Source organism: Nitratireductor soli, from assembly GCF_001050155.1.
GTDB classification, from domain to species: Bacteria; Pseudomonadota; Alphaproteobacteria; order Rhizobiales; family Rhizobiaceae; genus Nitratireductor; species Nitratireductor soli.
In genome coordinates, this window is the sequence record NZ_LFVY01000019.1 from 86,635 (window position 1) to 113,195 (window position 26,561).

At 62.7% G+C, this 26,561-nt stretch carries 18 protein-coding genes and 2 pseudogenes; 11 read left to right on the top strand and 9 right to left on the bottom strand.

Features of this window, described 5'->3' with window-relative positions; translation table 11 throughout:
* Positions 1-76: 76 nt before the first annotated feature.
* The 6 genes from AB843_RS21180 to AB843_RS21200 all read right to left on the bottom strand — a co-directional run bounded on the left by AB843_RS21180 (position 77) and on the right by AB843_RS21200 (position 10,515).
* Positions 77-8,593, bottom strand: a complete 8,517-nt coding sequence (locus AB843_RS21180) for a GH36-type glycosyl hydrolase domain-containing protein (RefSeq protein WP_206412937.1) — start codon at positions 8,591-8,593, stop codon at positions 77-79.
* Positions 8,594-8,960: 367 nt separating this feature from the next.
* The gene (locus tag AB843_RS21185; protein WP_048648890.1) at positions 8,961-9,224 is read right to left on the bottom strand and encodes a DUF1488 family protein; all 264 of its coding nucleotides are present in this window, start codon (positions 9,222-9,224) and stop codon (positions 8,961-8,963) included.
* On the bottom strand, positions 9,221-9,550 hold the full coding sequence (locus tag AB843_RS21190) for a hypothetical protein (protein WP_206412938.1): 330 nt from the start codon (positions 9,548-9,550) through the stop codon (positions 9,221-9,223). Before AB843_RS21190 ends, AB843_RS21185 begins: the two co-directional genes overlap by 4 nt.
* A gap of 2 nt (positions 9,551-9,552) precedes the next feature.
* The gene (locus AB843_RS21195) at positions 9,553-9,798 is read right to left on the bottom strand and encodes a hypothetical protein (RefSeq protein ID WP_425286832.1); all 246 of its coding nucleotides are present in this window, start codon (positions 9,796-9,798) and stop codon (positions 9,553-9,555) included.
* A gap of 100 nt (positions 9,799-9,898) precedes the next feature.
* Positions 9,899-10,255: a hypothetical protein gene (locus AB843_RS25150; protein WP_082143936.1), complete on the bottom strand. Its 357-nt coding sequence runs from the start codon at positions 10,253-10,255 to the stop codon at positions 9,899-9,901.
* On the bottom strand, positions 10,252-10,515 hold the full coding sequence (locus AB843_RS21200) for a hypothetical protein (protein ID WP_048648891.1): 264 nt from the start codon (positions 10,513-10,515) through the stop codon (positions 10,252-10,254). Before AB843_RS21200 ends, AB843_RS25150 begins: the two co-directional genes overlap by 4 nt.
* Positions 10,516-11,021: 506 nt before the next feature.
* On the opposite strand from AB843_RS21200, the gene AB843_RS21205 reads away from it, so the two are divergent.
* From AB843_RS21205 to AB843_RS25935, 4 genes and pseudogenes are all read left to right on the top strand, one after another.
* Positions 11,022-11,339, top strand: a complete 318-nt coding sequence (locus AB843_RS21205; RefSeq protein ID WP_048648892.1) for a co-chaperone GroES — start codon at positions 11,022-11,024, stop codon at positions 11,337-11,339.
* Between the two features lie 48 nt (positions 11,340-11,387).
* Entirely contained in the window at positions 11,388-13,022 is a 1,635-nt protein-coding gene (gene groL, locus AB843_RS21210; RefSeq protein WP_048648893.1) for a chaperonin GroEL, read from the top strand.
* A 72-nt stretch (positions 13,023-13,094) separates the two neighbouring features.
* Positions 13,095-13,488, top strand: a pseudogene (locus tag AB843_RS26220) (hypothetical protein).
* A gap of 90 nt (positions 13,489-13,578) precedes the next feature.
* Complete coding sequence (locus AB843_RS25935; RefSeq protein WP_087587162.1) at positions 13,579-13,746, top strand: hypothetical protein; 168 nt, start codon at positions 13,579-13,581, stop codon at positions 13,744-13,746.
* A gap of 479 nt (positions 13,747-14,225) precedes the next feature.
* Here the strand turns inward: AB843_RS25935 and AB843_RS21220 are convergent, their stop codons facing one another.
* Positions 14,226-17,651 (bottom strand): autotransporter domain-containing protein, encoded by a 3,426-nt coding sequence (locus AB843_RS21220; RefSeq protein ID WP_244468054.1) that lies wholly within the window; start codon positions 17,649-17,651, stop codon positions 14,226-14,228.
* Positions 17,652-18,171: 520 nt separating this feature from the next.
* Between AB843_RS21220 and AB843_RS21225 the strand changes: the two genes are divergently transcribed.
* From AB843_RS21225 to AB843_RS21250, 6 genes are all read left to right on the top strand, one after another.
* Positions 18,172-19,164, top strand: coding sequence for a helix-turn-helix transcriptional regulator (locus tag AB843_RS21225; protein ID WP_048648895.1), 993 nt, complete (start codon positions 18,172-18,174; stop codon positions 19,162-19,164).
* A 120-nt stretch (positions 19,165-19,284) separates the two neighbouring features.
* Positions 19,285-20,031, top strand: coding sequence for a glutamine ABC transporter substrate-binding protein GlnH (gene glnH / locus AB843_RS21230; RefSeq protein WP_048648919.1), 747 nt, complete (start codon positions 19,285-19,287; stop codon positions 20,029-20,031).
* A gap of 96 nt (positions 20,032-20,127) precedes the next feature.
* Complete coding sequence (gene glnP / locus AB843_RS21235; RefSeq protein WP_048648896.1) at positions 20,128-20,784, top strand: glutamine ABC transporter permease GlnP; 657 nt, start codon at positions 20,128-20,130, stop codon at positions 20,782-20,784.
* Positions 20,781-21,509 carry a glutamine ABC transporter ATP-binding protein GlnQ gene (gene glnQ / locus AB843_RS21240; RefSeq protein WP_048648897.1) on the top strand — a complete coding sequence of 243 codons (729 nt, stop codon included), beginning with the start codon at positions 20,781-20,783 and terminating at the stop codon, positions 21,507-21,509. The genes glnP and glnQ overlap by 4 nt, the downstream gene beginning before the upstream one ends.
* The gene (locus tag AB843_RS21245) at positions 21,499-22,569 is read left to right on the top strand and encodes a C45 family autoproteolytic acyltransferase/hydrolase (protein ID WP_048648898.1); all 1,071 of its coding nucleotides are present in this window, start codon (positions 21,499-21,501) and stop codon (positions 22,567-22,569) included. Before glnQ ends, AB843_RS21245 begins: the two co-directional genes overlap by 11 nt.
* A gap of 1 nt (position 22,570) precedes the next feature.
* Positions 22,571-23,488: a MurR/RpiR family transcriptional regulator gene (locus AB843_RS21250; protein ID WP_048648899.1), complete on the top strand. Its 918-nt coding sequence runs from the start codon at positions 22,571-22,573 to the stop codon at positions 23,486-23,488.
* A 255-nt stretch (positions 23,489-23,743) separates the two neighbouring features.
* Here the strand turns inward: AB843_RS21250 and AB843_RS21255 are convergent, their stop codons facing one another.
* Together AB843_RS21255 and ugpC are read right to left on the bottom strand one after the other, a co-directional pair.
* Complete coding sequence (locus AB843_RS21255) at positions 23,744-24,739, bottom strand: sugar-binding transcriptional regulator (RefSeq protein ID WP_048648900.1); 996 nt, start codon at positions 24,737-24,739, stop codon at positions 23,744-23,746.
* Between the two features lie 98 nt (positions 24,740-24,837).
* The gene (gene ugpC, locus AB843_RS21260) at positions 24,838-25,881 is read right to left on the bottom strand and encodes a sn-glycerol-3-phosphate ABC transporter ATP-binding protein UgpC (protein ID WP_048648901.1); all 1,044 of its coding nucleotides are present in this window, start codon (positions 25,879-25,881) and stop codon (positions 24,838-24,840) included.
* Positions 25,882-26,038: 157 nt separating this feature from the next.
* Here ugpC and AB843_RS26225 point away from each other — a divergent pair.
* A pseudogene (locus AB843_RS26225) lies at positions 26,039-26,512 on the top strand (extracellular solute-binding protein); the annotation flags it as partial.
* Positions 26,513-26,561 lie beyond the last annotated feature (49 nt).

Consider the following 26,561-nt stretch of genomic DNA (forward strand, 5'->3'; position numbering starts at 1 on the left):
GATCTCGACAGGGCCGGCAGGTGTCCGTCCGGCAAGACGGCATCGGGAGGAAGGCAACGGAGACCTGCCTCGGTCCTCACTCGATACCGAGAGCCAGGCTGTGGTTGCGGCCGTCGAGCGGCACGCGCAGGCACGCTCCGGCACACCGCAGAGGTTCGCCGTCCATGGTGGCGGACCAAGCACCCGAACCGCGTTGCATCGAATTGTCCACGCGGATGTCGTAGCAGGTTGAACCCACGCGCACGGTGGCTTCGAAACCTGGCCAGGACGACGGGATACACGGGTCGACGATGAGAAATTCCCCCTCGCGCCGGATGCCCAGAATCCCCTCGATGCCCGAACGATACATCCAGGCGGCGGAGCCGGTGTACCAGGTCCATCCGCCTCGGCCGACATGCGGCGCAACGGAATAGACATCCGCTGCGACGACATAGGGTTCGACCTTGTAGCGTTCGGTCTCTGCGGGCGTAAGCGCATGGTTGATCGGGTTGAGCATCGCGAACAGATCATGCGCCTTGTCGCCCGCGCCCGATTTCGCAAAGGCCAGGATCGCCCACATCGCGGCATGGCTGTACTGCCCTCCGTTCTCGCGCAGGCCCGGCGGATACCCCTTGATATACCCTGGGTCGTGCGGCGTCTTGTCGAAGGGAGGCGTGAACAACAGCGCCATGCCGTCTTCACGGCGGATGAGGTGCGTTTCCAGCGAGGCCATCGCCTCTGCCGCCCGTTCCGGGTCGGCTGCGCCCGACAGGACGGCCCAGGACTGGGCGATGGAATCGATCCGGCATTCCTCGCTGTCCTTCGAGCCGAGCCAGGTGCCGTCGTCGAAGGTCGCGCGGCGATACCATTCGCCGTCCCACGCATGCTTCTCGAGCGCCTCGCGCACCGAGGCTGCATGCGTGCGCCAACGTTCCGTGCGCCTTGCGTCGCGGCCTTCCGCCAGAGGCACGAACAGATCGATGGTGCGCAGCAGCAGCCAGGCGAGCCAGACACTTTCGCCCCTGCCACCTTCGCCGACGCGGTTCATGCCATCGTTCCAGTCGCCTGTACCCATGAGCGGCAAGCCGAGCTCGCCCGTGAGCTCCAGGCACTGGTCGAGGCCTCGGGCGCAGTGCTCGAACAGAGAGGCGGACTCAGTCGCCTCCGCAGGATGGAAGAACGCATCGTGCTCGCCGGGGGCAAGCGGCGGGCCATCGAGAAACGGGACGGTCTCGTCGAGGATCGCGGCGTCGCCGGTGGTTTCCACATAAGTCGCCGCGGCGAATGCGAGCCAGACGCGGTCGTCCGAGATCCGCGTGCGGACCCCCTGTCCGGATTGGGGCAGCCACCAATGCTGGACATCGCCTTCGACGAACTGGCGGCCGGCCGCGCGCAAAAGATGGCGCCGCGTCTCTTCGGGTCTTGCCAGCGTCAGGGCCATTCCGTCCTGAAGCTGGTCGCGGAAACCATAGGCGCCGCTGGCCTGGTAGAAGGCCGAGCGCGCCCAGATGCGGCAGGCGAGCGTCTGATACAGGAGCCAGCCATTGAGCATGATGTCCATTGCGCGGTCCGGCGTCTTGACCTGGACCGCCTGCAGAACGCCGGTCCAGTGATCCGTCACCTCCCGGAGAACGGCATCGAGATCGGCCGCGCGATAACGCGCAAGCAGCGCCTGAACCTCCTCCTGCGAGCCGCACTGCCCGAGAAACGAGATGATTTCGACCGTCTCGCCGACGCCGATCTCGATGGTCTGCTGCAGGGCCGCGCAAGGGTCGAGGCCGGCGCCGGTGGTCCCCGACAGCGACACATGGCCGGTGAGCGCGCGAGGCGCCGAGGGGTTGCCGTAGCGGCCAAGGAACTCGGATCGGTCTGCCGTCCACGCGGTCTGCCGCCCGCCGAGATCGGCAAAAGCGACGCGGTCGGAAGAATTGATGCTCCACGGATTGCGCGCCAGCATCGCGCCCGTAGCCCCATCCATCTGCGTCACCAGGAATGGTGCCGTGGCGCTGCGCGAGGTGCCGAGCACGAGCTCCGCATAGCTCGTGACAGACAGGCGGCGTGGACGATCGGAAAGATTTCGAAGGGTCAGACGCGATATCTTGATAGGGTCGGACAGAGGCACGTATTGCAGGAGATCAAGTGCGATGCCGTTCGCCTCGTGCTCGAAACGGCTGTAGCCGAAACCGTGGCGCGAAGTGTAGATGCCGCTGTCGCGGATCGGCTGCGCGGTCGGGCTCCATAGATCGAGCGTCTCCTCGTCGCGGATGTAGAACGCTTCCCCGCTCGGATCGACCACGGGATCGTTCGACCATGGCGTGAGCTGGTTCTCGCGGCTGTTTTCAGCCCAGGTGTAGCTGCTTCCCTCCGCCGAGACCTGGAAGCCGAAACCGGGATTGGCGATGACATTGATCCACGGCGCGGGCGTGGCCGCGCCGCCACCGAGGATCGTCACATACTCCCGTCCGTCCTTGTCGAAGCCTCCGAGCCCGTTGAAGAACTCGAGCGATGGCGCAGACGGAGCAGACGGCTTGGATTTCGGCCGAACAGAGCTCTGCAGCATGGGGATTGCGGAGTGGTCGATAGACGTACGGGGCAAGCGGTCGAGTTGCTCGGCTATCGATCCACGTCGTGCCGAGCATGTGACACGAGCAATCGAACGGAGACGGTGGCGCGCCTCCGCGCTCATCAGATCCGCCCGAAGTGCGTAGACGGAGCCCTGCGCGAGCTCCGCACCGAAGCGCGGCCGCGACTGGCCGCTGCGCACGGCGGTCTCGATGGCGATCTGCAGGTCCTGCGTGTAGGAGGAGGCGCGCTCGTTGACGATCACCAGGTCGACGGCGAGGCTTTTCATCCGCCAGTATTCATGGGCGCGCAGCAATTGACGGACCTGGGCCATGTCCTGGGGGTCGTCTATGCTCAGCAAGATGATCGGCAGGTCACCGGAAATGGCGAGATGCCACAGGCCGGATTGCGATCCGGCGCCGCGGACAATCTCCTCGGATGGCGCCCTGTAGCGCGGGTCGGCGTAGAGGATCGGCGCCGCCAGGCGCTGAAAATCTGCCGCCTCTCCGGCATCGACATCAAGATGGCGAAGCTGGACCTGCCCTTGGGTCCACGCCAATGTCCTGGCACGCTCGAACGCGCTGCGATCATGATGTTTGTCGATGAGGCTCATGAGTTCGGCGCGCGACGACGCCACGATGGTCCAGTATGCGATCCGCGCCACCTTACCAGGCGCGATCTTCACGCGCTGCCGTAGCGAGAAGATGGGATCGAGAACCGTGCCCACCGTGTTGGAAAGCGGCCCTTCCTCCGCCACAGCCGCTGCGGTGCGTATCGAATGGCCGCGCCCGACGAACCGGGCCCGATCGGTCTCATATTGCGGATCGGATGCAATCTCGCCCTCGACGACGGCCAGATGGGCAGCCCATACCTGCGGCTCGGCATGCGCGCGCAAGCGCCGCGTTGCGACAAGCGCGCCGAACTCCGCGACATGCTCGGTCTGCACGAACATCTTGGAGAACGCCGGATGCGCCATGTCGGCAGCCGGCGGGGCCAGGACGATTTCGGCGTAGGACGTGACCTCGATCTCGCGCGGCCGCCGGCCTCCATTGCTCAAGGACAGGCGGCGAACCTCACAATCGTCTTCGCCGGAGACCAGAACGTCCATCGTGGTCGTCAGGGTGCCGTCGCGGCGGATGAACTGGGCGCGATCCTCATCGAAGATGACTTCGCGATGCTCCCCCTCGACGCCGAGCGGCTGGGCGCCGGCAGACCAGACCCCGCCGTTCTGGACATCGCGCAGAAAGATGAAGGAGCCCCAATCGTCGCGGGTGGCGTCCTCGCGCCAGCGCGTGACGGCGATATCGCGCCAGCGGCTGTAACCTGCGCCGGCGGCTGTCAGCATCACCGCATAGCGGCCATTCGACAGCAACTGGGTCACCGGCGCCCCGGCCGTGGTGGCGGTAACACGGCGCGAGGTCGGGATCTCCATATCCGCGGTGGCCGGGGAGACCTTCACCTCCTCTGCCTTCGGGTGACCGATCGCGACATTGCGGGGCATCCGCTCCTGCAGCAGAAGCTCGCAGGCCTGGATGATCGGCTCGCGATGGAAGCGGGCCCGCATCTCGCCATCGTGGAGCGTGTTGGCGATGGCGACGATGGTCATGCCCTGGTGGTGTGCCATGGAGGTGCGGACGACGGCGACATTCTTCTTCTCTGGAAGCCGCGATCGTGTGAAATCCAGCGCTTCGAAGAAGCCATAGCGGCCGCTGGCGCCCATTTGCGCAAGGCGGGTGTAGTTCTCGCGCGCGCCTTGTGGGTCCACCATCGTCGCAAGCCCCGTCGCATAGGGAGCGATCACCGCATTCTCCGCAAGACCGCGCTTCAGACCGAGACCCGGAACGCCGAAGTTTGAATACTGGTAGGTCAGCTCCATATCGCGGGCATTGTAGGCGGACTCGGAGATCCCCCAGGGAAGGCCGAGCGACCGCGCATAGGCCTGCTGGCGCTCCACCACCAGCCGGTTGGTCTGTTCAAGCAGGCTTCCGGCGGGAGCGCGCATGACGAGCGAGGGCATCAGATACTCGAACATCGAGCCGGACCAGGAGATCAGCGCCGATGCGCTGGCGAGAGGCGTCGCGGACCGACCCAGGCGAAACCAGTGCCTTGTCTCGACATCGCCCTTGGCAATGGCGAAAAGGCTTGCAAGCCGGGCTTCCGATGCGAGCAGATCGTAACAGCTCGGATCGAGGCTATCGTCGACGAGAGAGTAGCCGATTGACAACAGTTTGCGCTCGGGATCGAGAAGGAAGGCGAAATCCATCGCCAGCGCCATATCGCGCGCGTCCGCTGCAAGCGCTTGCAGCCGGACATTGAGAGCGGGGTCCATCAACCGGTCCCGCGCGTGCTCGGTCACCGTCTTCTTGATGGCCTCGATCCAGAAGACAAGATCCGGGGCGCTGCCGTCGATATCCGTTGGCACCATATCGCGGGCCGTGGCGCTAGCTTTGTCAGCCAGGCGCGTCAGCACGGGGGACAACGCGTCGAGCGTCTGCGGACCGTCCAACAGGGCTTCAATGTCATCCAGCATCACGGAGAGCTGGGCTCCGCGATGGTTCCCCGACAGGGCATCGAGCGCTTGACGTGCAAGTTGAATACTGTCCTTCATGCCGAGACGTGCATTTGGCGCAATGCCATGGTTCACCCACGCCTCGCATGCGTTGGCCAGCACGATCAGGTGTCCGGCAAGGTTTCCGCTGTCGACCGACGAGATGTAGGCAGGTTCGAGGACACGCAGGTCCCGCGTCGCATACCAGTTGAAGAAATGGCCGTTGTGCCGTTCGAGCTTGCGCATGGTTTCCAACGTGGTTTCCAGCCGTTCCACGGTCTCGACCGTACCGGTCCATCCGAAGTCGCGGGCGGCGACGGCAGAGATGAGATAGAGTCCGATATTGGTGGGCGACGTCCTGTGCGCGATAACCGGCTTCGGATCCTCCTGAAAATTGTCCGGGGGCAGCATGTTGTCCTCGGTTGTCACGAAGGTCTCGAAGTAGCGCCAGGTGCGACGTGCGATGAGGCGCAATTCGGTCGCATCCGGATCGGACAGCGCAAGCCTTGGCCCGACCTTCGGGGACCGGCTCGCCCACAAGGCGAGCGCCGGCGCGGCCAGCCACAACAACGCGAAGGGCAGGACGAGCGGCCAGGACGACGGCGACAGGGCAACGGCGCTGACAGCCACGAAGAGCCCGAGCAGCGTCCCGTGCGCCATGCGTCGATAGAAGCCGGCGAAGTTCAGGCGCGGGCTTCCCTTCGATTGCGCAGCCGTGGTCCATTCCAGAAGATGGCGGCGGGATCCGAAGAGCCGCGCCAGCGTTCTGACAATGGCGTCGCCCATTCGCCACGCCTGGTCGGGCAGGAATACGACGGAAAGGATGCTCTGAACGGCGGCGAGCCGTAGGTCCGCGGCAAGCGTTGCGAAGTGACTGCGCAGGCGAATGCCGGCGCGGTGCGGCACGAGGGTGAAGAGAATCGGTAGAAATGAAGGGATCGCGACAGCAGCGAGAAGAAGCAAGGTTCCCGTTATCGCGGCTGGCGGCGGCATCAGCCATGCGACGCCAAGCGCCAGGAGCGTGACCGGCGCCAGCAGCGACCGCCGCAGATTGTCCAGCATCTTTCCACGGCCGATTGATGGAAGCGCAAGGTGTCCGCTTCGCAGACCCGTCACCCAGGGAAGGAGTTGCCAATCGCCGCGCGTCCATCGATGCTGGCGTTTGGCGGCGACATCGTATCGGGACGGGAATTCCTCGATCACCTCGACATCGGACGCAAGGCCGGCACGGGCAAACACGCCCTCGAAGAGATCGTGGCTGAGCATGGTGTTTTCCGGCACGCGGCCGGACAGGGACACCTCGAAGGCATCCACATCGTAGATGCCCTTGCCGGTATAGGTGCCTTCGCCGAAGAGATCCTGATACACGTCCGAGGCGGCAGCAGCGTAGGGATCGATGCCGCCGGGGGCGGAGAAAACGCGCTGGTAGAAGGATCCTTCGCGGCCGACCGGAAGCGAGGGGGTGACGCGCGGCTGGAGAATGCCGTAGCCATCGACGACACGCTGCTCGGCATCGCTGAAGCGCGGACGATTGAGCGGATGCGCCATCTTGCCGATCAGCCGGTGTGCAGCATCGCGCGGCAGCCGCGTGTCGGCGTCCAGCGTGATGACGTAGCGCACATCGGCGGGTGCCCGCGGCTGCTTCCCGCCTACAGGCATGAAGGTGGTGTCGTCGGCCCCGCGCAGAAGCCGGTTGAGTTCGTGCAGTTTTCCGCGCTTGCGTTCCCACCCCATCCATTTGCCTTCGCCCGCATTGAAGACGCGGCGCCGGTGCAGGAGGAGGAAGCGGCTTTCGCCCGCGACCGGTTCATGACGCTCGTTCAATCGGGCGATCGCCTCGGCGGCACAATCAAGCAGCCGGGCATCGCCCTCCATGACTTCCTGATCGGCATCGAGCCCGTCGGTGAGGAGAGCGAAAACGAGGTCGCCGCCAACGCCGGAAAGATGGTGGACCTCAAGACGTTCCACCTGCTCCAGGAGGTCGGCTTCGCTGGTGAGAAGCGTCGGCACCGCGACGAGCGTGCGCAGCGATGGCGGGACGCCTTGCTTGAGCGCGAGCCCAGGCAGGATGGTCGCGCCGAAACTCCAGGTCACCGCCCGGTTGACGAGAGCGGTTGCCACCTCGGTCGCGGGGAAAAAAGCGACCAACGCAAACAGCACGAGCCAGAAGGGGTCGAGGCCGGGACGCGAAAGCGACCACAGCGCGATTGCCAGCATCATCGCCGTGACGATCAGGATCACGCCGATATAGCCGCCAATGCCGAGGCGGGTGTTGAAGCGGCTTATCCGCAGTCGCGGGGGTGGCCGAAACCGAATCGCCCGCTCAAGTGCCGTGCGGCCCTGGGCGATGAGGTGGTAGCCGGGATCGCGGGCACGCTCCGCGCCGTCTGGATCATCGGCCACGCTCGCCGCCTGGCGCGCAGCATCGAGCGCGTGGTCGACGATCTCGAGCTCGGAGAACGACGAACCACGGGCCAGTTGCTCGATCGCGTTCCTGTAAAGATCACGGGTCGGGAAATCCATGTCGGCAAAGGCGCTCTGCGCCCGCAACCGCTCATCGACAAGGCTCACGCTTTCGAACAGTTCCGCCCAATCGATATCGGAAATCAGCCGCATGCTGGTGACGATGTTGCGCACGGTGACATTGGACGCGCCCTGCCTCTGCTGAGCATGCTGCACCACGGTGTCGACAGACACCCCTTGCAGCGCAAGACGCTCCTCGAGCCATCCGAGCGCGGGCGTCGTTGTCGGGTCCTGGTCCCTCAATTGCTTTGCCAATTGGGCGGCGAACAATTCGGACAGGGGTTCCACCGAGCGCGAGGCGATATCCGTTTCAAGCGCAGACTTGCCGCGCTCGGATCCAAGAAGCCGGCCTGCGAGCGCCGCCGCATCCGCGCGCGCCGCGCGGCCCGCGGTCATCTGATCGGCCAGCCGCCGCAGGTTCTCGACAAGGACGATGCGCAGCGTGATCGCCACTGCCCACAACTCGCCGATCGTCAGCGGCTGCACCTGCTGGTAAGCCACGAGAAACCGCCGCAGCTTCTCCCGGTCGAAGAGGCTGTCGGTATGCGCAACGAACGCCCATGCGAGTCCGAGAACCCTCGGATAGCCCGCAAATGGCCCTTCGCTCAGTTTCGGCAACTGGCGATAGTAGCCGGGAGGCAGGTCATCCCTGATCTCGCGAATCTGCTCCTCGACCACGTGATAATTGTCCAGCAGCCATTCCGCCGCGGGAACCACGCCCCTGCCGCTCTCCAATTCCGCGGCACTCGCCCGATAGGCGGCGAGCAGAACTGCAGCATTGTCGTTGAGCCTCGTGTGGAGGGACAGGACGGTCGGCGGCCTGTCGGTTACCGGCTGCGCGGCGGCAAGGCTTTGCGCGTGCTGCTCGAGCCGCTCCACGCTGAAAAGCTCCTCCCTCACCGGCGCCTCGTTGTTCCATGGCGGTGACGAAGAGCGAAGCCCCAGGAGGCGAAGGATCGAGTTCAACAGGTGCCTTTCCATGCGAACGATTGCGGGCAAGTCATCACGTTCGCATACGCATAGAGCGTTTCTATTTTTCCCCGAGCCCCGGAAATGCTCTATCTCTTTGTTTTTACGCAATTTCGGGCGGAAACCGGTTCCTACTTTCCTAGAATTGCTCTACTGTATCGGCCCGAAAATCGGAATCGATTTTCGGAAAGCACGATGTGTAGATTCAAAGAGTTAGGCGTCCTTTGTGCGTCCGAATGGACGCACGGTGTTCTAGAGCATTTCCATTTTTCTCCGAGTCACAGGAATGCTCTATCTCATTGTTTTTCCGCAATTCCGGACGGAAAACCGGTTCCCACTTTTCCTGGAATTGCTCTAGCGGCCCGGCATCCGAAACTGCCTAGCGGAAATCGGCGGCGGTCAAGGTGTAGGACGTGCGCCGCCCATGAGAATAGGCTTCGCGTGCGACGTCGTGGATCGAGCCGCGCGCGGCGTCGAAAGCCGTGAGGAAATCCGCTTCGGCAAGTTCCGTCCTGCCCGGCCTTGCCAGTGCGCCCGCCTCGACGAAGAACGGCACCTCGAACATGCCGTCATGGCCGATGAAGCGAACGGCGTTGCGCACTTCGTCGAAGCTCCGGCTTCGGTTGGGAAATTCAAGTGTCATGACAGGCAGTCCTCTATTCTGTATCGCGCAATCCCGGCGCCTTGCGTGAGACTGCCCCGATCCTGGTAATGGCCGTCATCGCGGCTGCCGGTGGACAACATGCCACCCGTTGCATCCAGCCGGCCGAGGCCGGTTGTGGATTGACCACCTCCATCCGCGGGAACGCCGCTGAAGACGCGGTGGGCAATCCAGGACCGCTCGGCTTCGATGCGGCGGCCATACGGTTCATCCAGGCAATCGCGACCGGATGCGCCACCCTCGTTCTCCCAGACGCCGATCGCCAGAACATTCCTCATCTGCTCGGTTTCCGTGCCGTAAGGGTTCATGATCATGACCTTCCTTGGTTGGCCGCCTTGGCGTCGATGACGCCGCAATAGAGCCTCGCTCCGACCCCCGCGTCGGTGATCGTCATGGCGTCAGGTCGCTGCGGCATGTCGAGGATCCGTGAAAGCTGCCGCGCGATTTCCATTGCCTCGTCGAGGTCGGCAGCTTCCGTGGTCTCGCGACCAATGACGGCGTGTGCATCATCAGTGGCACGGGTGCGGTAGAATTCGATTACGACCTGCATCGCCATTCATCTTCGTTCCGCAGGGGCGTCACTGTGTCAGCTCTTGCCTTTGCCGCGCTGGGCATTGGCGTCCGAGGCGAGCTTGATCTGGTTGCCAAAGGTACTTTCAGGCTTGGGCAGTGCCTTTTCCTGCTTCGGCTTTCTGATCTCGCGATTGCTTCGTTTCTGTCCCTTGGCCATGGCCGAACGTCCTTTCGATGAGTGAAGAACCGGATTGCGAAATGCTGACCGGCTCGAGATTGTCTTGCGTGGTCACCCGTTCATGACGTTCCTCGTCATTGCGGATGCGATACTGCGGCGAGTTCCCGGAAGGAGGCAGCGTGCCGGTGATCTGATAGATGTCCGCCAGCATCCGTCCGAAGCCACTCTTGAGCCTGACGGACTGCCCGATAGCGAAAGAATGCGTTGAAGCCTCGCGATGGAACTCACGCGCATTTCGCTGCGCGATTGTTTCAGTGGTCATGATTGTTCCTGGTCCTTTTCGAGTACGGCATCGAGGTCCGCAGGGGTTACAGGCACCATCTGATGCGTCTGACCATTCATGCCGATCGCCGGCAGGTGAACGAAGGTGCCGACACGTCGCCAGGCGAGCCGGGAGAGGGCTTCGATCAGTTCCTCGTCCTGGTCCACGCGATAGTCGCCGGCAGGCTGCGGAGTGTCGAAACCAGGCAGCAGGAAGGATGAAGTGAACCGGACGACGGTCTGCGTGGTGCGTGTTGTCATGGCTTGGCGTCTCCGCAGGAGCACGCGGAAGCGCCTCCTGCATTGTCCCCATCCGAACCGGAACCGAGCCCAGGCTGCCAGTACATCCGTGGTCAGCAGGGGTTCATTCCAGGGTTCGGACAGGCGGCATGCGCGCCAGCTTGGCGCCATGCATTCGCTGTCGAGAATTTGGTGGTTAATGGCGGGTCGAAGTCTCTGACACCGCGAAGCCAAATCGGCCAAATGAACGTGTCTTATATATAGGCTACATTCTGGCTTTAAACAAGGTGTTCACCCGGTTTTGTTTACGGATCGGCGCCAGAACGTCTGGCACTCCTTGCGGCCGATAAAGTCTACCTCGAAGAAAAATTTCCCATGCGTGTGAGAAATACGAGGAAGCGGTGATAATGACCAGAATCGGCATCTTCGGCTGTCGAAAATAATTCCTGGCACTTCTATCATTCGACTGCCAAAGGGACTATATTGTTTGGGTGGTCGCCCTATGCGCCGGCCGCAGAAAGAACCCAATGACATTCCGTCCCCTCCACGACCGTGTCGTCATCCGACGCGCGGAAGGAGATATGAAATCCAAAGGCGGGATCATCATACCCGACAATGCGAAGGAAAAGCCGCAGGAAGGCGAAGTGATCGCCGTCGGCCCGGGGACCCGCGATGAAAGTGGCAAGCTGGTCCAGCCCGACGTCGCAGCGGGCGATTTCATCCTGTTCGGCAAATGGTCCGGGACCGAGGTGAAAATCGATGGTGAGGATCTCCTGATCATGAGGGAGGCCGACATCATGGGCATCGTCAAGAAGACTGAAGCGTCGGCCAAAAAGGCCGCCTGACGGCATTTTCCAAATTTTCAATTTCGAGACCGAACTGGACGAAACATCATGTCTGCCAAGGAGATTAGATTCTCGACCGATGCGCGTGACCGCATGCTGCGCGGTGTGGAGCTGCTGAACAACGCCGTCAAGGTGACGCTGGGGCCGAAGGGCCGCAACGTCATCATCGACAGATCGTTCGCCGGCCCGCGCATAACCAAGGACGGCGTCACCGTCGCCAAGGAAATCGAGCTTGCCGACAAGTTCGAGAACATGGGCGCACAGATGGTGCGCGAAGTCGCCTCCAAGACCAACGACCTTGCCGGTGACGGCACCACGACGGCAACGGTACTCGCCGCCTCCATCCTGCGCGAAGGCGCAAAACTTGTCGCCGCCGGGATGAACCCGATGGATCTGAAACGTGGCATCGACCTTGGGGTGGCCGCCGTCATCAAGGAGATCCAGGCGCGCGCCAAGAAGGTCAAGTCTTCCGCAGAGATCGCCCAGGTCGGCACCATCGCGGCCAACGGCGACACCGCCGTCGGCGAGATGATCGCCAAGGCAATGGACAAGGTCGGCAACGAGGGCGTTATCACTGTCGAGGAGGCCAAGACCGCCGAGAACGAACTCTCCGTCGTCGAGGGCATGCAGTTCGACCGCGGCTATCTTTCTCCCTACTTCGTCACCAATGCGGAGAAGATGCTCGTCGAGCTCGAGGATCCTTACATCCTCATCCACGAGAAGAAGCTGGGAAACCTGCAGGCGATGCTGCCGCTGCTCGAAGCCGTGGTGCAAAGCGGCAAGCCGCTGCTCATCATATCGGAGGATGTCGAAGGCGAGGCTCTGGCCACCCTGGTTGTCAACAAGCTGCGCGGCGGCCTGAAGGTCGCCGCCGTCAAGGCTCCGGGCTTCGGCGATCGCCGCAAGGCGATGCTGGAGGACATCGCTGTTCTCACGGCCGGCCAAGTGATCTCCGAGGATCTTGGCATCAAGCTGGAGAACGTCACCCTGGACATGCTCGGGCGGACAAAGCGCGTGGTGATCGACAAGGACGCGACCACGGTGATCGACGGCTTCGGCGAGAAGGCTGCCATCTCGGCGCGAATCCACCAGATAAGGGCGCAGATCGAAGAAACGACCTCCGACTATGACAAGGAGAAGCTGCAGGAGCGGCTGGCGAAGCTTGCCGGAGGCGTCGCGGTCATTCGCGTTGGTGGCGCGACCGAGACCGAGGTCAAGGAAAAGAAGGACCGCATCGACGATGCACTCAACGCTACCCGCGCGGCGGTGGAGGAAGGCATTGTGCCGGGCGGCGGTGTCGCGCTGCTGCGCGCCAGAACGGTCCTGGCCTCGCTGACTGGACCGAACGCCGATGTGACTGCCGGCATCTCCATCGTTTTCAGAGCGCTCGAGGCGCCGGTCCGGCAGATTGTCGAGAACGCCGGCGTCGAAGGGTCGATCGTCGTCGGAAAACTGATGGACAGCAAGGATCAAAACGAGGGTTTTGACGCGCAGACGGAAACCTATGTCGACATGATCAAGGCAGGCATCGTCGATCCCGCCAAGGTGGTGCGCACCGCCTTGCAGGATGCCGGCTCCATCGCCGCGCTGCTGATCACGGCGGAAGCGATGATTACCGACATTCCTGCGAAGGACTCCGCCATGCCTGCCAGCAATGGCGGAATGGGCGGAATGGGATACTGAGCAATGCCAGGGCCATTCGGCCACCGCGGCCCGAGGGCCGATCTTCAACAGCAATCAGGACGGAGCACTTCCATGGCTATGCAGAACAACAGCAAGAATTCGGTCACCCAACGCTGGGATGACTACCAGCCGACAAAATCGACGCTCGTCTGGGCGTGTGCCGGCGCGGCTGTCATGACCATGGTGGTCGGGTTTACCTGGGGCGGCTGGGTCACCGGCGGGACTTCCCGAGATCTCGCGACCACGGCGGGAAGCATGGCACGCAGCGAACTGGCCACCGACATATGCGTCGAGCGGTTTAACGCGGCTGCCGGCTCGGCCGCGCGCCTCGTGGAATTGAAGGCGATAACCAGTGCCTCGGCCAAGCGGCAGTTCGTAGAGCAGGGCGGATGGGCGACGATGCCCGGACAAGACCGCCGCCGACAGCCGCAGCGCCGCAGCCTGTGCCACGGCTCTCGTCGCCTGAGGCTCCCTTGCCGGGAAAAATGTTGTGGCCAACACCGGGACGCATGGTCCGGACTGCCTTTCCGATCAACCCGATCTAGGAGTGCGACTGATGATCACCTTCACCAAGAAAACCGACCCGCAGCCCATCCCCAACGACCTCGAAGAGAACCGTTTCGAGCAGATTCGCAAGGCCGCGAAAGAAAGGCAGCGGCAATCCGCCACTGACGGAACCCGACGCCGCGCCCGCCATACGGCTGAGGACAACAAGCTGATCTGAGATGTATGCGCCCCTACCCGAAAGGCAGCATCCGATGAGATATCTTGATCGAATAAGAACGGAACCGCCGCTCCTGATCCTGATACTGGTGGCCAGCGGCGTAGCCGCCACGATCCTTTACGTGGTTCTGACCAGCATCACCTATTGACCGGGCTGCGGTGCAGACTTGCGTCCTGCGCCGCAACGTTATCGACCTGACGGGACGCGGTCCGTTTCGATCATCGCCGTTCACGCTGGGCCTCGTGAGGCGTTTTCCCGTCGAAGGCTCCAGGCGCGCGTCAGGTTATAGAAACGCCCATTCCTGGAGCTTTTCCTCGAGATCGACGTCGCCCTTGCAGGTGAGGAGCGGACAGAACGCATGGTCTTTGTCGGTTCGGATTTCGCGGATACGGAACGGGAACTTGAACCGGTCTACCTCATTGTTTTTCCGTACTTTTTCGGGCATCTTCTGATTCCACCTGACACAAAATTCTCTAGTCTCAGAACTTCATCGTGAAATCCGCCTTGAGGCTATGATCACGGGCGCCGCTCGCGATCTGGCCATTATACGAGAGCCCCAGAATTGCATTCGGCGTGATGGCAAGATCAGCCCCTGCCTCGATGACAGCGGCATCTTTTGCAACGGGCACACCGGCAATGGTGAAAGCCTCGCCACCCGCAAAGGCATGGGTTGAAAGCGGCGTGACATCGCCAAAGGCGTGGCGCCAGCCGAGCATGCCGCGGGCCGTGGCGTTCATCGTGCCCAGCGTGAAGCCGGCCGAAGCGCGCAAGCCGAGTGTGGTGAAGGTGGCGGCAGTGTTTGAACCTGCGCCGCTCAAGGCGGCCGCGCCGCCGGTCTCGGCGAAGCTGTCGGTATCGACATTCACATAGGCCAGATTGGCGAAGGGCTCGAAAGAAGCCGCCGCCGTGTCGATCCGGTAGCCAAGCTCGCCGAAGGCCTGCGCTGTCCCGGCACCGTAGTCGGCCGAGAGCGTGTCGGTGAAGCCCGGGAAGGCTACCTGCCGGGAAGTCTCGACGTTATGCCACGTATAGGCAGCGCCTGCTCTGAGGCCGATACTGCCCCATTGCGAGCCGCCGTAAACACCAAGATGGATATTGTCGCTTGAGCCTGAGGAGGAGCGGTCGTCGACATCGAAGGAGGTGCGGCTGTAGCCGGCAAGCAGACCGAGCCGCCAATTCTCGCCAACCATGCTATCGCCGCCGACGATGAAGCCGCCGGTGGAGCGGTCGAGCGAAGCGGCATTGCCGTCGCTGTCCCATGCGCCCCAGGAGCCGAAGGCGTGGCCCCAGGCGGCAAGGCGGCTGTCGGCCGCGGCGGATGCAGGACCACCCTCGCCGAGGGCAAGGACCGGCAGCGCCGGGTCTGCAACGCCGGAGAAGGCGGCGCGCATCCTTGCCGTCGCAGCCTCCCGCAGGAAACGGCTGTCCTCCAGCATGGCCGTCTTGGCGGAGCCGTGAATCTCGCCTGAAAGCCCATCGAATGCGGCGCGGGCGGTGTCCGTGTCGAGCACCACCAATGCGTCATGGAGGGGATTGCCGAAGCCGAGGCTTTCGGCGCCTTCGCCCGTAGCGCATTGGTTGAACGTCAGACCGACGCCGCAAAAGGCGATGTCGTTGCGCACCAGCTTGAGGAACACATTGGTCGGGTCGTAACTCAGCGTCGGATCGAGGAAGGCGAAATCCGAGGAGACGTCATCGAAGGTTCCCGCCACGCCGCCATCTGCGGTCAGGATGGTATAGGTGGCGAACGGCTGATAGGCGCCGGCGAGACCGATATGCGCGACCGACCCGCCGTTCAGCGTGGCCGTGCCCGTCGCATGGACAAGGTCGCTGTCGCTGCCGGCCGGGTCCACTTCGACCTCGTAGATGCTGCCCGCATCGAAGGTGATGTCGCCGACCACATTCAGCGTTCCGATGGAATTGCCCGGCGCCACCGTGCCCCCCGAGGCGATCGTCGTGGTCGCGACCGAGCCGGTCCCTTCCAGGCGGCCGCCGGCCAGGACATCGAGGGTTCCGCCGAGCGTACCACCGAGCGCACCGTTGACGACCAGCGTACCGGCATGAACGGCCGTTGTTCCGGTGAAGGTGGCGCTGTTGCCGGTCATGATCGTGGTGCCGGCAAGATGGCTCAGGCTGCCCATGCCGCTGAGAGCGGGGCTGAACAAATAGTCGGTTGCGGTGTGGTTGAAGACCATCTCGCCGGTGCCGTCGCCAAACGCGATCGTGCCGGTGGCCAGCGTTCCCGCCGCAGCGGCAGCGTCTCCCGCCGCCGCACCGATGTTCAGCGTGCCGGTGCTGCTCGCTTGATCGGCGATCGATATCTGCTGTGCGGAAACCACACCCCCATCCGCGACCGTGAGCTTACCGGTGCCTTCCCGGCCGACAGAGAGGTCGCCGGAATTCTGCCACGTCGTGCCTGCTCCGGACACGGCAACCGCGCCATTCGACCCTTCGTAAAAGCCGATCAAGCCATCGACGTTGGTGACCGTGCCGCCATCATCGATCAACAGCGATCCTGTGCCTTCGCGGCCTATATAGAAATCGTGTGAATTGTGCCATGCGGCATTGGATACGGTGGCGGCGCCATTGGAGCCTGCAGAAAAGCCGATAAAGCCGGTGACGTTGGAAACGACGCCGCCGGCTTCGATGGTCAACACGCCGGCACCGCCGCTGGCTACATAGAGATTGCCGGAATTCTGCCATGATGAGCCGGCGCCGACAACGGTGACCGCACCGCTCGAACCCAGATTCGCCCCGATATAGCCGAAGGTATTGGTCACGGCACCGCCATCGTCGATGGCCAGGGTGCCGATGCCGTCGCGACCGACGAAGAAGAAGCCCGAATTCTGCCACGAAGAGCCGGCTCCAGAGACGGTTACCGTGCCCGTGCCGTCACCAAAACCGACGTTGCCCTCGGTATTGGACACCGTGCCACCATGGGTGATGGTCAGCGTACCATTGCCGTTCTCGCCGACATGGAGGAAGCCGGAATTGTCCCAAAGGGCGTTGGCTCCGATAACGCTGACAGTGCCGTTTGAGCCTGAAGCAAAGCCGATATGGCCGTCGTTACTGGAGACCGTGCCACCCGCTTCGATGGTCAGCGAACCAGCGCCCTCGTAACCGGTCACGAGAAAGCCGGAATTGGTCCAGGCCGATCCCTGGCCAGTGACGGTCACGGCGCCATTGGAATCCGAATACCTGCCGATAATGCCTGAATTGCTGCTGACCATGCCGCCGTCTTCGATGGTCAGCTTGCCGGTGCCGGAGCCGACGCCGACATAGAGGCCGAACGTGTTTTGCCAAAGCGTATCAGGTCCCGAAACGGTGACCGTACCGGAACCTGTGTGAGACTCGACGAAGCCGCCGATGACGCCGCTGTCACTGCTGACCGTGCCGGCGGCGGCGATGGTTAGCGACCCGTTGCCATTGGTGCCGACAGAAAGAGCAGCGGAATTCTGCCACTGGGCATTGGTACCCGAGACATGAACCGCGCCGTCGGAACCGGAGCCGATCGTGCCAAAAGTGGTGGTGAGCAAGCCGCCGTTCTCGATGCTCAGGAAGCCGAAACCGGCGTCGCCGACGTAAAAGGTATGGGCAAAGCCCGCCGCATCGAGCACGGTCGAGGGTGTCAGCGTGTCGATGACGGCAATATCTGCCGGGCCTGGAACGCCGGCACTCCAGTTGCCTGGCTCCGTCCAGTCGGACGAAATCGCTCCGGTCCACATGGTCTGCGCATTCGCGGACATATCGAGCGACGTTGCCGCGAGGGCCGTCGTGACCATCAGGGCCGCGCGAAACCGACGGTTGTGTGTGCGCTGCGCCGCCGATTGCAGCCGGCCGCCAGGACGGCGCTCATCTGCGTTTCCGGCCCCGGGCAACGTCTTCGTCCAGTGTGCTTCCGCCATCGATGTTCCTCAGTAAATATGCGCGCTGCGGGCGCTGTAGCGGCCCGCCTGCATCGTCAGACGAGGCAAATTCCCCGGTTGTTGATGGCGCCCGACAATGAGCGAACCTCTCGACCGGGCGAACGCCTCAATACGGGTTCACCGCTAACAGAGATCGCGCGCCGGCGTATGGACGAGACGGAACCGGTTGTTGCAGGAGCGGAACTTGAACGCGAAGAATCGAGCGGCGCGGACCGTTTGACAGCGCGCAATCGCGCGCAAAAGTCAGTTGCGACCGGGTTTCCGAGGACCCGATCCACGGCCCTTTCCCCTTGATTTCATGACGTTTCATCAAAAGCGCAGCCCGGAAAACCGGGTTGCGCAAAAATAAAATGCCTCATATAATATAGTGCACTGGAAATTTGCTTATCATTGCCGGCTCTGAGGGGGACGGATGAATACAGCTATAAGTTTCATTGCCTGGCGTTGGAGCGGAACGTCTCTCGCACGCGCCATCGAGCCCTTGGGAAGCGGATAAGCCTTGCTCCCCGACGCCGGCAATCAGATCGTATCCTTCTCGAGCGATGACATTCCGGAGCATCATCGCAACGCCTTCATGCGCGACTTCCACGGCCGCATTCAGATGCGGATGCGGATCGATCCCCATCCTGGACACGCGCTGACGTACAATGTCAGGACGTTGATGCTGCCCGACATGATGTGCACCACGGCATCGGCCTCTCCCGTGACGTGGGAGCGGACCTCCGAGCTGATGGCCGATGGCAATGATGACATCATGATCTCGTGGAACAAGGGAGGCTATCAGTTCACAATGCCCGGCCGGGGCGATTATGAGACCCGCCCGGGCGGCGCCGTCATACTGCCGCTCGATCGAAGGTTTTCGGCCAGAACCAAAGATTCCAGGTGGGCGCTGGTGCTTCAGTTCAAGAGATCGCTCCTGGCGCCATTGGTCAAGCATATCGATGACTTCGAGCCGGACAGCATCGGCCGCTTTCAGCCGGCGCATTGCCTTCTGCACGATTACCTCTGGTCGCTCATGCACATGGAGACGCCGTCGTCTCTCGCCCCGCTGGCTTCCCGGCATATCGCCGACATTCTGGCCGCTTCATTTGGGGCCGGACAGCGCGATGCACCGACGCCGGGCATTCGCGCCGCCCGTCTTGCCGCGATAAAGCGGCATGTCGCCCGGAACCTGCGCGACCCTGTCCTCTCGGCCGAGCAAGTCGCCAGGAAATTCTCGATAAGCCCGCGTTATGTCCGCCAGCTCTTTTCGGAACAGGGGACGAGTTTTTCCGACTATGTCACCGAGAGGAGGCTTTCCTACGTCTATGACTGCCTGACGGACCCGCGGCAGATATTGCGGCGCATTGCCGATATCGCCTTTGATGTCGGTTTCTTGGAGCCATCGACATTCTACCGGCAGTTCCGGCTCCGCTACGACATGACTCCCACCGAAGTTCGGCACTTGGCTACGAATCGTTCCGGCCATGCCGACAAGGCTTCCGATTCGTGATCTCGCATTGCCGAATAAGCAAATAAATCGTGCAATATAATTGTAAATGCGCTTGATATTTGCGCGATGACGCTGACGATGGTATGCTTGCGGCTGCAATGCCAAAAAGGGGAACCCATCATGAAAATCGCGCTTGCAAACCTTGCCTCCGCTGCTTTAGCGGCAACGCTTCTTCTCAGCCATGCGGCACACGCCGAAGATCTGGTCGTCGCCACGGACACGGCTTTCGTTCCGTTCGAGTTCAAGGAGGGCGACAAATATGTCGGCTTTGACATCGACCTCTGGGCGGAGATCGCCAAGGACATCGGCGTCACCTATACGCTGCAGCCAATGGACTTCAACGGCATCATTCCGGCGTTGCAGACGAAGCAGGTCGATGTGGCGCTCGCCGGTATCACCATCAAGGACGAGCGCAAGCAGGTGATCGATTTTTCCGACGGCTACTACAACAGCGGGTTCATGCTGATGGTCCCGTCCGACAGCACGGTCGCGGGTGCGAGCGACCTCGCAGGCAAGACACTTGCCGTGAAGACCGGAACCTCGGCCACCGACTACGCCAAGGAAAATTTCAAGGAGACCGAGCTCCGGCAGTTCCCCAACATCGACAACGCCTATCTCGAGCTGCAGACCGGGCGCGTCGACGCCGCGATGCACGATACGCCGAACGTCCTTTACTATGTCGCCACCGCGGGAGGCGGCAAGGTCAAGGCGGTGGGGACGCAGATGATGGCGCATGAATATGGCATCGCCTTCCCGAAGGGCAGCGAACTCGTCGCCAAGGTCAATGCGGCGCTCAAGGCGATCAAGTCGGACGGCCGCTACAACGCGATCTACAAGAAGTGGTTCGGCACCGAACCGCAGAGCTGATTGCCCTGCCGCGTGCGCCATCCGACGCATGCGGCCAGCGATTGCGGCGGATGCGCATGTTCGGCGCGTCCGCGCGAGGCTTGATTGGAGGTCGCAATGGATTTCGAATGGTCGGTCGTCGTCGATGCGCTGCCCGCGCTCTTCAAGGGAGCGCAACTCACGGTATTGATCACGCTTGCCGGGTTGGTGGGCGGGCTCGTCGTCGGCACCGTTGCCGGGCTGATGCGTGCCTATGGCGGCGCGCTGATGAACACCATCGCTTTCGCCTATGTCGAATTGATCCGCGGAACGCCGATCGTGGTGCAGGTGATGTTCATCTACTTCGCCTTGCCGACGCTTGCCGATATCCGCGTCAATCCGATGACGGCGGCGATCACCGCCATCATCGTCAATGCCGGCGCCTACATCGCCGAGATTGTCCGCGGGGCCTTTCTGTCGGTCCACCAGGGATTGCGCGAGGCCGGTCTGGCGCTCGGTCTGCCGACCTGGAAAGTGCTGCTCTACATCATCGGTCCGGTTGCCTTCCGGCGCATGATCCCGCCGCTCGGCAACCAGTTCATCGTCAGCCTGAAGGATACGTCGCTGTTCATCGTGATCGGCGTCGGCGAGCTTACCCGGCAGGGTCAGGAGATCATGGCCGCCAATTTCCGGGCGGTCGAAGTCTGGTCGGCCGTGGCGATCTTCTACCTGATCATGACGGGAACGCTGACCCTGATCCTCCGCATCACGGAAAAGAGGATGCGCATCCTATGAGCATTGTCGAGTTCAGGAAGGTCACGAAACGCTTCGGTCAACTGCTCGTGCTGGACGAAGTCGACCTGGCGATCGAGGAGAAAGAGGTTGTCGTCCTGATCGGCCCGTCGGGCTCCGGCAAGTCAACGCTGCTGCGCTGCATCAACGCGCTGGAAACGATCAATGGGGGCGATCTGATCGTCGACCGCATCAGCGTTCGCGAGTCTCGCCAGAAGGTCCGCCTCATACGGCAGGAAGCCGGCATGGTCTTCCAGCAGTTCAATCTGTTTCCGCAGATGACGGCGCTGGAGAATGTCGCCTTTGGTCCGCACCGCGTGCGCGGCCTGTCGCGTCTGGAGGCGCGCGAGCAGGCGCTTGTCATGCTTGCAAAGGTGGGGCTCGGCGACCGCGTCCATCACTATCCGAGCGAATTGTCCGGCGGCCAGCAGCAACGCGTGGCGATTGCCCGGGCGCTCGCCGTCAAACCAAAGCTGATGCTGTTCGACGAGCCGACCTCCGCGCTCGATCCCGAACTCAGGCACGAGGTCCTGCGCGTCATGCAGGCGCTTGCCGAAGAGGGCATGACAATGATTGTGGTCACGCACGAAATGGCGTTCGCCCGCAAGGTCGGAACCCGGCTGATCTTCATGGAAGGCGGGAAGATCGCCGTCGATGGACAGCCAAAGAACCTGCTCGACAATCCGCAAAACCCACGCCTGAAAGAGTTTCTCCAGCATGTCGCCTGATTCCAACCGTCGGCTTTCCTTCATCGACATCGCCGGCTCGCCGCATGAGGTGGGAGCTGCCCTCGGGCGCTTTGGCCGCACAGCCGTGCATGACCACCTTCTCAAGTCTCAGGCCTGGCATGAACTGACCGCGCGACGGGACGATCCGCGCATCGGCGGCATGGCAACGATCGTCCGCGAGGCATTCCCGCGCTACTGGAGCGAAATGCAGGGTCTCGCTGCGGGGCTGCAGCTGCCGTTCGACGATGTATTCCTGTGGAACTGCCGCGGCGACATCTTCGCGATGGCGCCCGATGGATGCACGACGGTGCAACTGCCCGGGCCGCCGCATGTGATCGGTCACAACGAGGATGGCGATCCGGGCTTTTCCGGCCATTGCGCCCTGGCGCATATCGCCTCCGACGGCGGCAATGCATTCACCACCTTCGTCTATCCGGGCTCCCTGCCCGGCCACACCTTTACCGCCACCGCGTCGGGACTGGTGCAGACCATCAACAATGTGCGACCGTTGATCGGCGGCGCCGGCGCACCGCGCATGGTCTTAGTGCGCGCAACCCTCGATGCGCCAGACCTGGACGCGGCGATAAGGGTCCTTCGTTCGGCGCCGCGCGCCGGCGGTTTCCATCTCACGCTGGGGCAAGCCGGAGACGACCGCCTTCTCAGCATCGAATTCACCTCTACAGGCGTTTCGGTCGTGCAGCTTTCGGCACCCGGTGTCCATTCCAACCATTTGATCCACACCGATACGGAGCCTATGCCGCAAACCGTCACGCGATCGTCGGACCGACGCCAGCGGCGCGCCGAGCACCTGCTTTGCCAAGGCTCGCAAATGGATCCGCAGAGCCGGGCCACCAGCATATTGTGGGACAGCGACGATCCCGAACTGCCGATCCACCGCACCGACCCGGCCGACGAGGATTTCGAGAACACGCAGGCCAGCGCAATCTTCCGGATCGGGGCTGACAAGGTCCATTGGTCTGTTTACGACCGGCCAGGTGAAGCGGCCTGCTTCGAAATGCAGGATGGTTCGCTTCTTCGACGGGTTGAACAAGGACTGTAGAATGCCAGAGGAAACCACAGCGCAGCCGCCACGCACAATCGAGGATCTGCGAGCCCTGGCGCTCTCAATCGGCCGTGATCAGGCCGATGTTTCGCTCGGTTCGAAAGCGCAGGACGTGTTTGCAAGGCTCGTCGAGGCCCCGGAGCAGTCGGCGGTGCATTCGATCTCCAAGCTGGCAGACCAGCTGGGCGTCAATCCTTCGACCCTGACCCGGCTGGCGAAGCGCCTGGGTTTCGAAGGCTTTGCCGATTTTCAGGCCGTCTTCCGCAAGGCCATCGCCAATGACCAGCAGTACTTCTACAGCCGACAGGCCGGGCGCCTTCTCGCGACACGTTCCGTCGACAACGCGGAGGTCGAGGTCTTCGAGCGCCAGGCCTGGGAGACGGCGGCAAATGTCGATGGTTTTCTCGGCCAGCTGGACGGCCCGTCACTGAAGGGCGCGACCACGCTGCTTGCCAATGCGCGACGTGTGAGGTTTCACGGCGTGCGGCAGTTCCACTCCCTGGCGAGTTTTCTCACCTACGGTCTCGGCATGGTGCGTTCCGACGTAGCGCTGCTGGACGCCCCCCGCCTCGGCGTTGCCGAAGCGCTGTCGCAGCTTGAAAACGGCGATGTGGTCGTCGTCGCCAGTTGCGCGCCCTATACGCGCAGCGTTGCGGAAGTCGCCCGGATTGCAGCGGCGAATGGCCAGACCGTGATCGCGATCACCGATTCCCGTGCCTCGCCACTGGTCCGGCCGGCCGAGCATGCCTTCTTCATCCCCCATGCCAGCAGTTTCTACTCCAACAGCATGGGTGCCTACATCGTCTTCTGCGAGGCCCTGCTCAACCTCGTCGCCCGTGAACTCGGCGACAAGGCGTTGAACTCGCTCGCAGGCCGGGAGCGATTGATCGCCGAGATGAACATCGAGACCGACTGATCTCGATCACCTTGTGGATCGTGGGAGGACGGCATGGCCGGGCAGATCATTGCCCGCATACGGACGTCCAGCAATTCCACCTGACTGCAGAATGCTAAGCATCAGCAGAGTTTCGACCTCGCCAGCCGGTCGATTTTGAGCGGCGAGCTTGCAGTGCTGCATGCGGGCGACGTTCCATGGTCCGTCGTTTGGCGCTTTCCCATTGTTGGATGATGTCCTCCACTAGGCGGCTGGCCAGCCATCGGCCGTCGGAACCTACTCGCCGCGCAGCTTCAAGGCGATCTCAAGCGCGTTGCGGGCCGTTTCCTCGTCGCAGATCAGGACGTTGCCGAGCCCCGACAGAAGCACCGCGGCGATCACCTCGGACTTGTTGATCCCGCCGGAGGCGAAGATGACGTTCGGCACCTCGTGCAGAAGTTCGAGGGGTGCTGCGATCGCCCGCCGGTTGATCGAATGGTCGATCGGCTTGCCTCGGCGATCGATGAATTGCCCTAGAACGTCGCCGCAGGCGCCGGCGGCCAGCAACGCGTCTATGTCGACATCCTTCGGCAGGCCGTAACGCATCAGCAGCGAACGCTCCGTCATGTCGCCGACGCTCAACACGATCAGCTCGTTCGCCGCCACCCTCTGCAAGGCTGTTTCGAAGACATCCTGCTCGACGATCGCCAGCCGCGATTCGGGGCTGCCGGCGTAGATGGGAGCGGCAAGATAGGCGCATTCGGCATTCAACTGCCTGGCCAGGTCGCTGGCAATGTCGAACGTGTTGATCTCGATGCCATGGGTCAGGCCGCCCATGACGGAATTGACGCAGACGCCCGGCGCGCGAAGGGACGGCATGTGCCGGACCATTTCACGCAGCGTCGCGCCCCAGCCCACGCCGATGCCGGAAATACCGCCATTGGAAAGAAGCTGGGCAATGTAGTCGGCCGCCGCCTGGCCGAGCAGGACGGGGATGAGCTCCGGATCCTCCGGCGTCGGCACGATGATGGCGCGGTTGAGCGAGAACGCATTCATCAGCTTCTGCTCGAGCTCGACACATGAGGTCAGCCGCGAATTCAACGTGATGGTGATCAGGCCCGAACGGCGGGCCTCGGCGATGATCTTGTTGATGCGCAGGCGGTTGGTCGACAGGGCCTCGGCAATCTCGCCCTGCGTGCGGCCTTCGACGAAATGGAGCCAGACGACGCGGATCTGCATCTGCTCGTCGGAGAGCGCGGCCGACGTGGCCATCGTCAATTTGTTCGGTGCCATCGAGTTCCCCGCGCCTCCCTGTTGTTGCTACACACATCATTGCTCTTCGCCTTGTCAATCATACCGGACAGACGCCGACGCCGAGCATGGGTAGACGTTCAGTTGGTTCGCCCGCCGGTCGAAGCGTTGAAAAGATGCAGGTGCTCCACGAGAACGAAGCAGCCGACCGTGTCGCCTTCGGCGACCCTGGTAGAGGTGGGAGTGCTCGCCACGATCTCCTGCGCCGATCCGCAAATGCGCAGATGGACATGATTGTCGTCGCCGACCGGCTCGATCAGCTCGACGGTCCCCTTGAATCTCAGTGCCGGCTTGCCCGTCTTGCCGAACCGGATGGCGCTTGGCCTGACGCCGATGACATCCGTGCCGGCGGGCGGCGAAAAGCCGTCGGCCAGCGCTGCGCCCCCATTGTTCAGGTCGATGATGTTCATCGGCGGCGACCCGATGAAACCGGCGACGAAGATCGATTGCGGCCGGTTGTAGACGTCGGCCGGTGTTCCGATCTGCTCGATCCTGCCGGCGTTCATGACGACGAGGCGGTCAGCCAGCGTCATCGCTTCGAGCTGGTCATGGGTGACGTAGAGGCTCGTGGTCTTCAGGCGTCGTTGCAGACGCCTGATCTCGACGCGCATCTGCACGCGCAGTTTCGCATCGAGATTGGACAAGGGTTCGTCGAACAGGAAGGCAGCCGGATTGCGGACGATGGCCCGGCCCATGGCGACCCGCTGGCGCTGGCCGCCGGAAAGCTGCGTGGGGCGACGGTCGAGCAGCGGGCCGATTTCCAGGGAGGATGCGGCTTCGGCGACCCGCCGGTCGATTTCGCTCTTGGCAAACCCGCGATTGCGCAGCCCGTATTCGAGATTCTGGCGCACGGTCATATGCGGGTAGAGCGCATAATTCTGGAACACCATCGCAATGTCGCGCTCCGCCGGACCGATGCCGCCGACATCCATGCCACCAATGCGCAGATGTCCCGAACTGATGCTTTCCAGCCCGGCGATCATCCGCAGAAGCGTCGATTTTCCGCAACCGGAGGGGCCGACCAAGACGATCAGCTCGCCATCGGAAACCGCGAGATTCACGCCCCGCACCGCCGGCACCTGGCCGTAATTCTTCTTCAGGTCGATGATTTCGATGCTGGCCATCCGGTCCTCCCTTTGTCATCGTCATACACTTGTAACATGCTATTGACAATTGTAATTACGAGCCCCTAACGTGCATCTATCGCCGCCTTGGGAGGGGCCCGGCAGGGTTTTGGTTCATGCCGGCCATGAGACATTGGGCGATGGAGAGGAAAGCAACATGACTGAGAGAAAAACGAATGACGGCCTGCTCCGGCGGGTCTTGGGTGTCGCGGGAACGCACGCGGCAGTCGCCATTCTCGGCTTGCAGATCATCGGCGCCGCCGAGGCTGCCGACCGGGTGAAGGTCGAGTGGTGGAATGCGGCCGGCGGGCGTCTTGCCGAGATCACCGACCAGCTGATTGCCGATTTCAACGCCTCGCAGGACAAGTACGAGGTCGTCGGCGTCGGCAAGGGCAATTACGAGGAGACCATGGCGGCGACCATCGCCGCCTATCGTGTCGGCCAGCAGCCGGTGCTGATCCAGGCCGCCGAACGCGGCTTCCTGACCATGTACAGCTCGCGCGCGGTGATCCCGGTGCCGGAGCTGATGGAAAAGGAAGGCTACGACATAAGCTGGGACGATTTCATCGCACCGGTGGCCGGTTTCTACCTGGTCGACGGCAAGCCGGCGGCCCTGCCGTTCAACAGCTCGATGGCCTGCCCCTATGAGGCGGTCCAGTTTCAGTCTTAATGCATGATCG

What these genes read in the sequence shown, in the direction of transcription:
- AB843_RS21245 (WP_048648898.1), top strand. Translation starts at nt 21,499, where the DNA reads ATGTCGCCTGATTCCAACCGTCGGCTTTCCTTCATCGACATCGCCGGC.
- ugpC (WP_048648901.1), bottom strand. Translation starts at nt 25,881, where the DNA reads ATGGCCAGCATCGAAATCATCGACCTGAAGAAGAATTACGGCCAGGTG.
- AB843_RS21195 (WP_425286832.1), bottom strand. Translation starts at nt 9,798, where the DNA reads ATGGCGATGCAGGTCGTAATCGAATTCTACCGCACCCGTGCCACTGAT.
- AB843_RS21255 (WP_048648900.1), bottom strand. Translation starts at nt 24,739, where the DNA reads ATGGCACCGAACAAATTGACGATGGCCACGTCGGCCGCGCTCTCCGAC.
- AB843_RS25150 (WP_082143936.1), bottom strand. Translation starts at nt 10,255, where the DNA reads ATGACCACTGAAACAATCGCGCAGCGAAATGCGCGTGAGTTCCATCGC.
- AB843_RS21200 (WP_048648891.1), bottom strand. Translation starts at nt 10,515, where the DNA reads ATGACAACACGCACCACGCAGACCGTCGTCCGGTTCACTTCATCCTTC.
- AB843_RS21220 (WP_244468054.1), bottom strand. Translation starts at nt 17,651, where the DNA reads ATGGCGGAAGCACACTGGACGAAGACGTTGCCCGGGGCCGGAAACGCA.
- glnQ (WP_048648897.1), top strand. Translation starts at nt 20,781, where the DNA reads ATGAGCATTGTCGAGTTCAGGAAGGTCACGAAACGCTTCGGTCAACTG.
- AB843_RS21190 (WP_206412938.1), bottom strand. Translation starts at nt 9,550, where the DNA reads ATGAACCCTTACGGCACGGAAACCGAGCAGATGAGGAATGTTCTGGCG.
- AB843_RS21250 (WP_048648899.1), top strand. Translation starts at nt 22,571, where the DNA reads ATGCCAGAGGAAACCACAGCGCAGCCGCCACGCACAATCGAGGATCTG.
- groL (WP_048648893.1), top strand. Translation starts at nt 11,388, where the DNA reads ATGTCTGCCAAGGAGATTAGATTCTCGACCGATGCGCGTGACCGCATG.
- AB843_RS21205 (WP_048648892.1), top strand. Translation starts at nt 11,022, where the DNA reads ATGACATTCCGTCCCCTCCACGACCGTGTCGTCATCCGACGCGCGGAA.
- AB843_RS25935 (WP_087587162.1), top strand. Translation starts at nt 13,579, where the DNA reads ATGATCACCTTCACCAAGAAAACCGACCCGCAGCCCATCCCCAACGAC.
- AB843_RS21180 (WP_206412937.1), bottom strand. Translation starts at nt 8,593, where the DNA reads ATGGAAAGGCACCTGTTGAACTCGATCCTTCGCCTCCTGGGGCTTCGC.
- glnP (WP_048648896.1), top strand. Translation starts at nt 20,128, where the DNA reads ATGGATTTCGAATGGTCGGTCGTCGTCGATGCGCTGCCCGCGCTCTTC.
- glnH (WP_048648919.1), top strand. Translation starts at nt 19,285, where the DNA reads ATGAAAATCGCGCTTGCAAACCTTGCCTCCGCTGCTTTAGCGGCAACG.
- AB843_RS21185 (WP_048648890.1), bottom strand. Translation starts at nt 9,224, where the DNA reads ATGACACTTGAATTTCCCAACCGAAGCCGGAGCTTCGACGAAGTGCGC.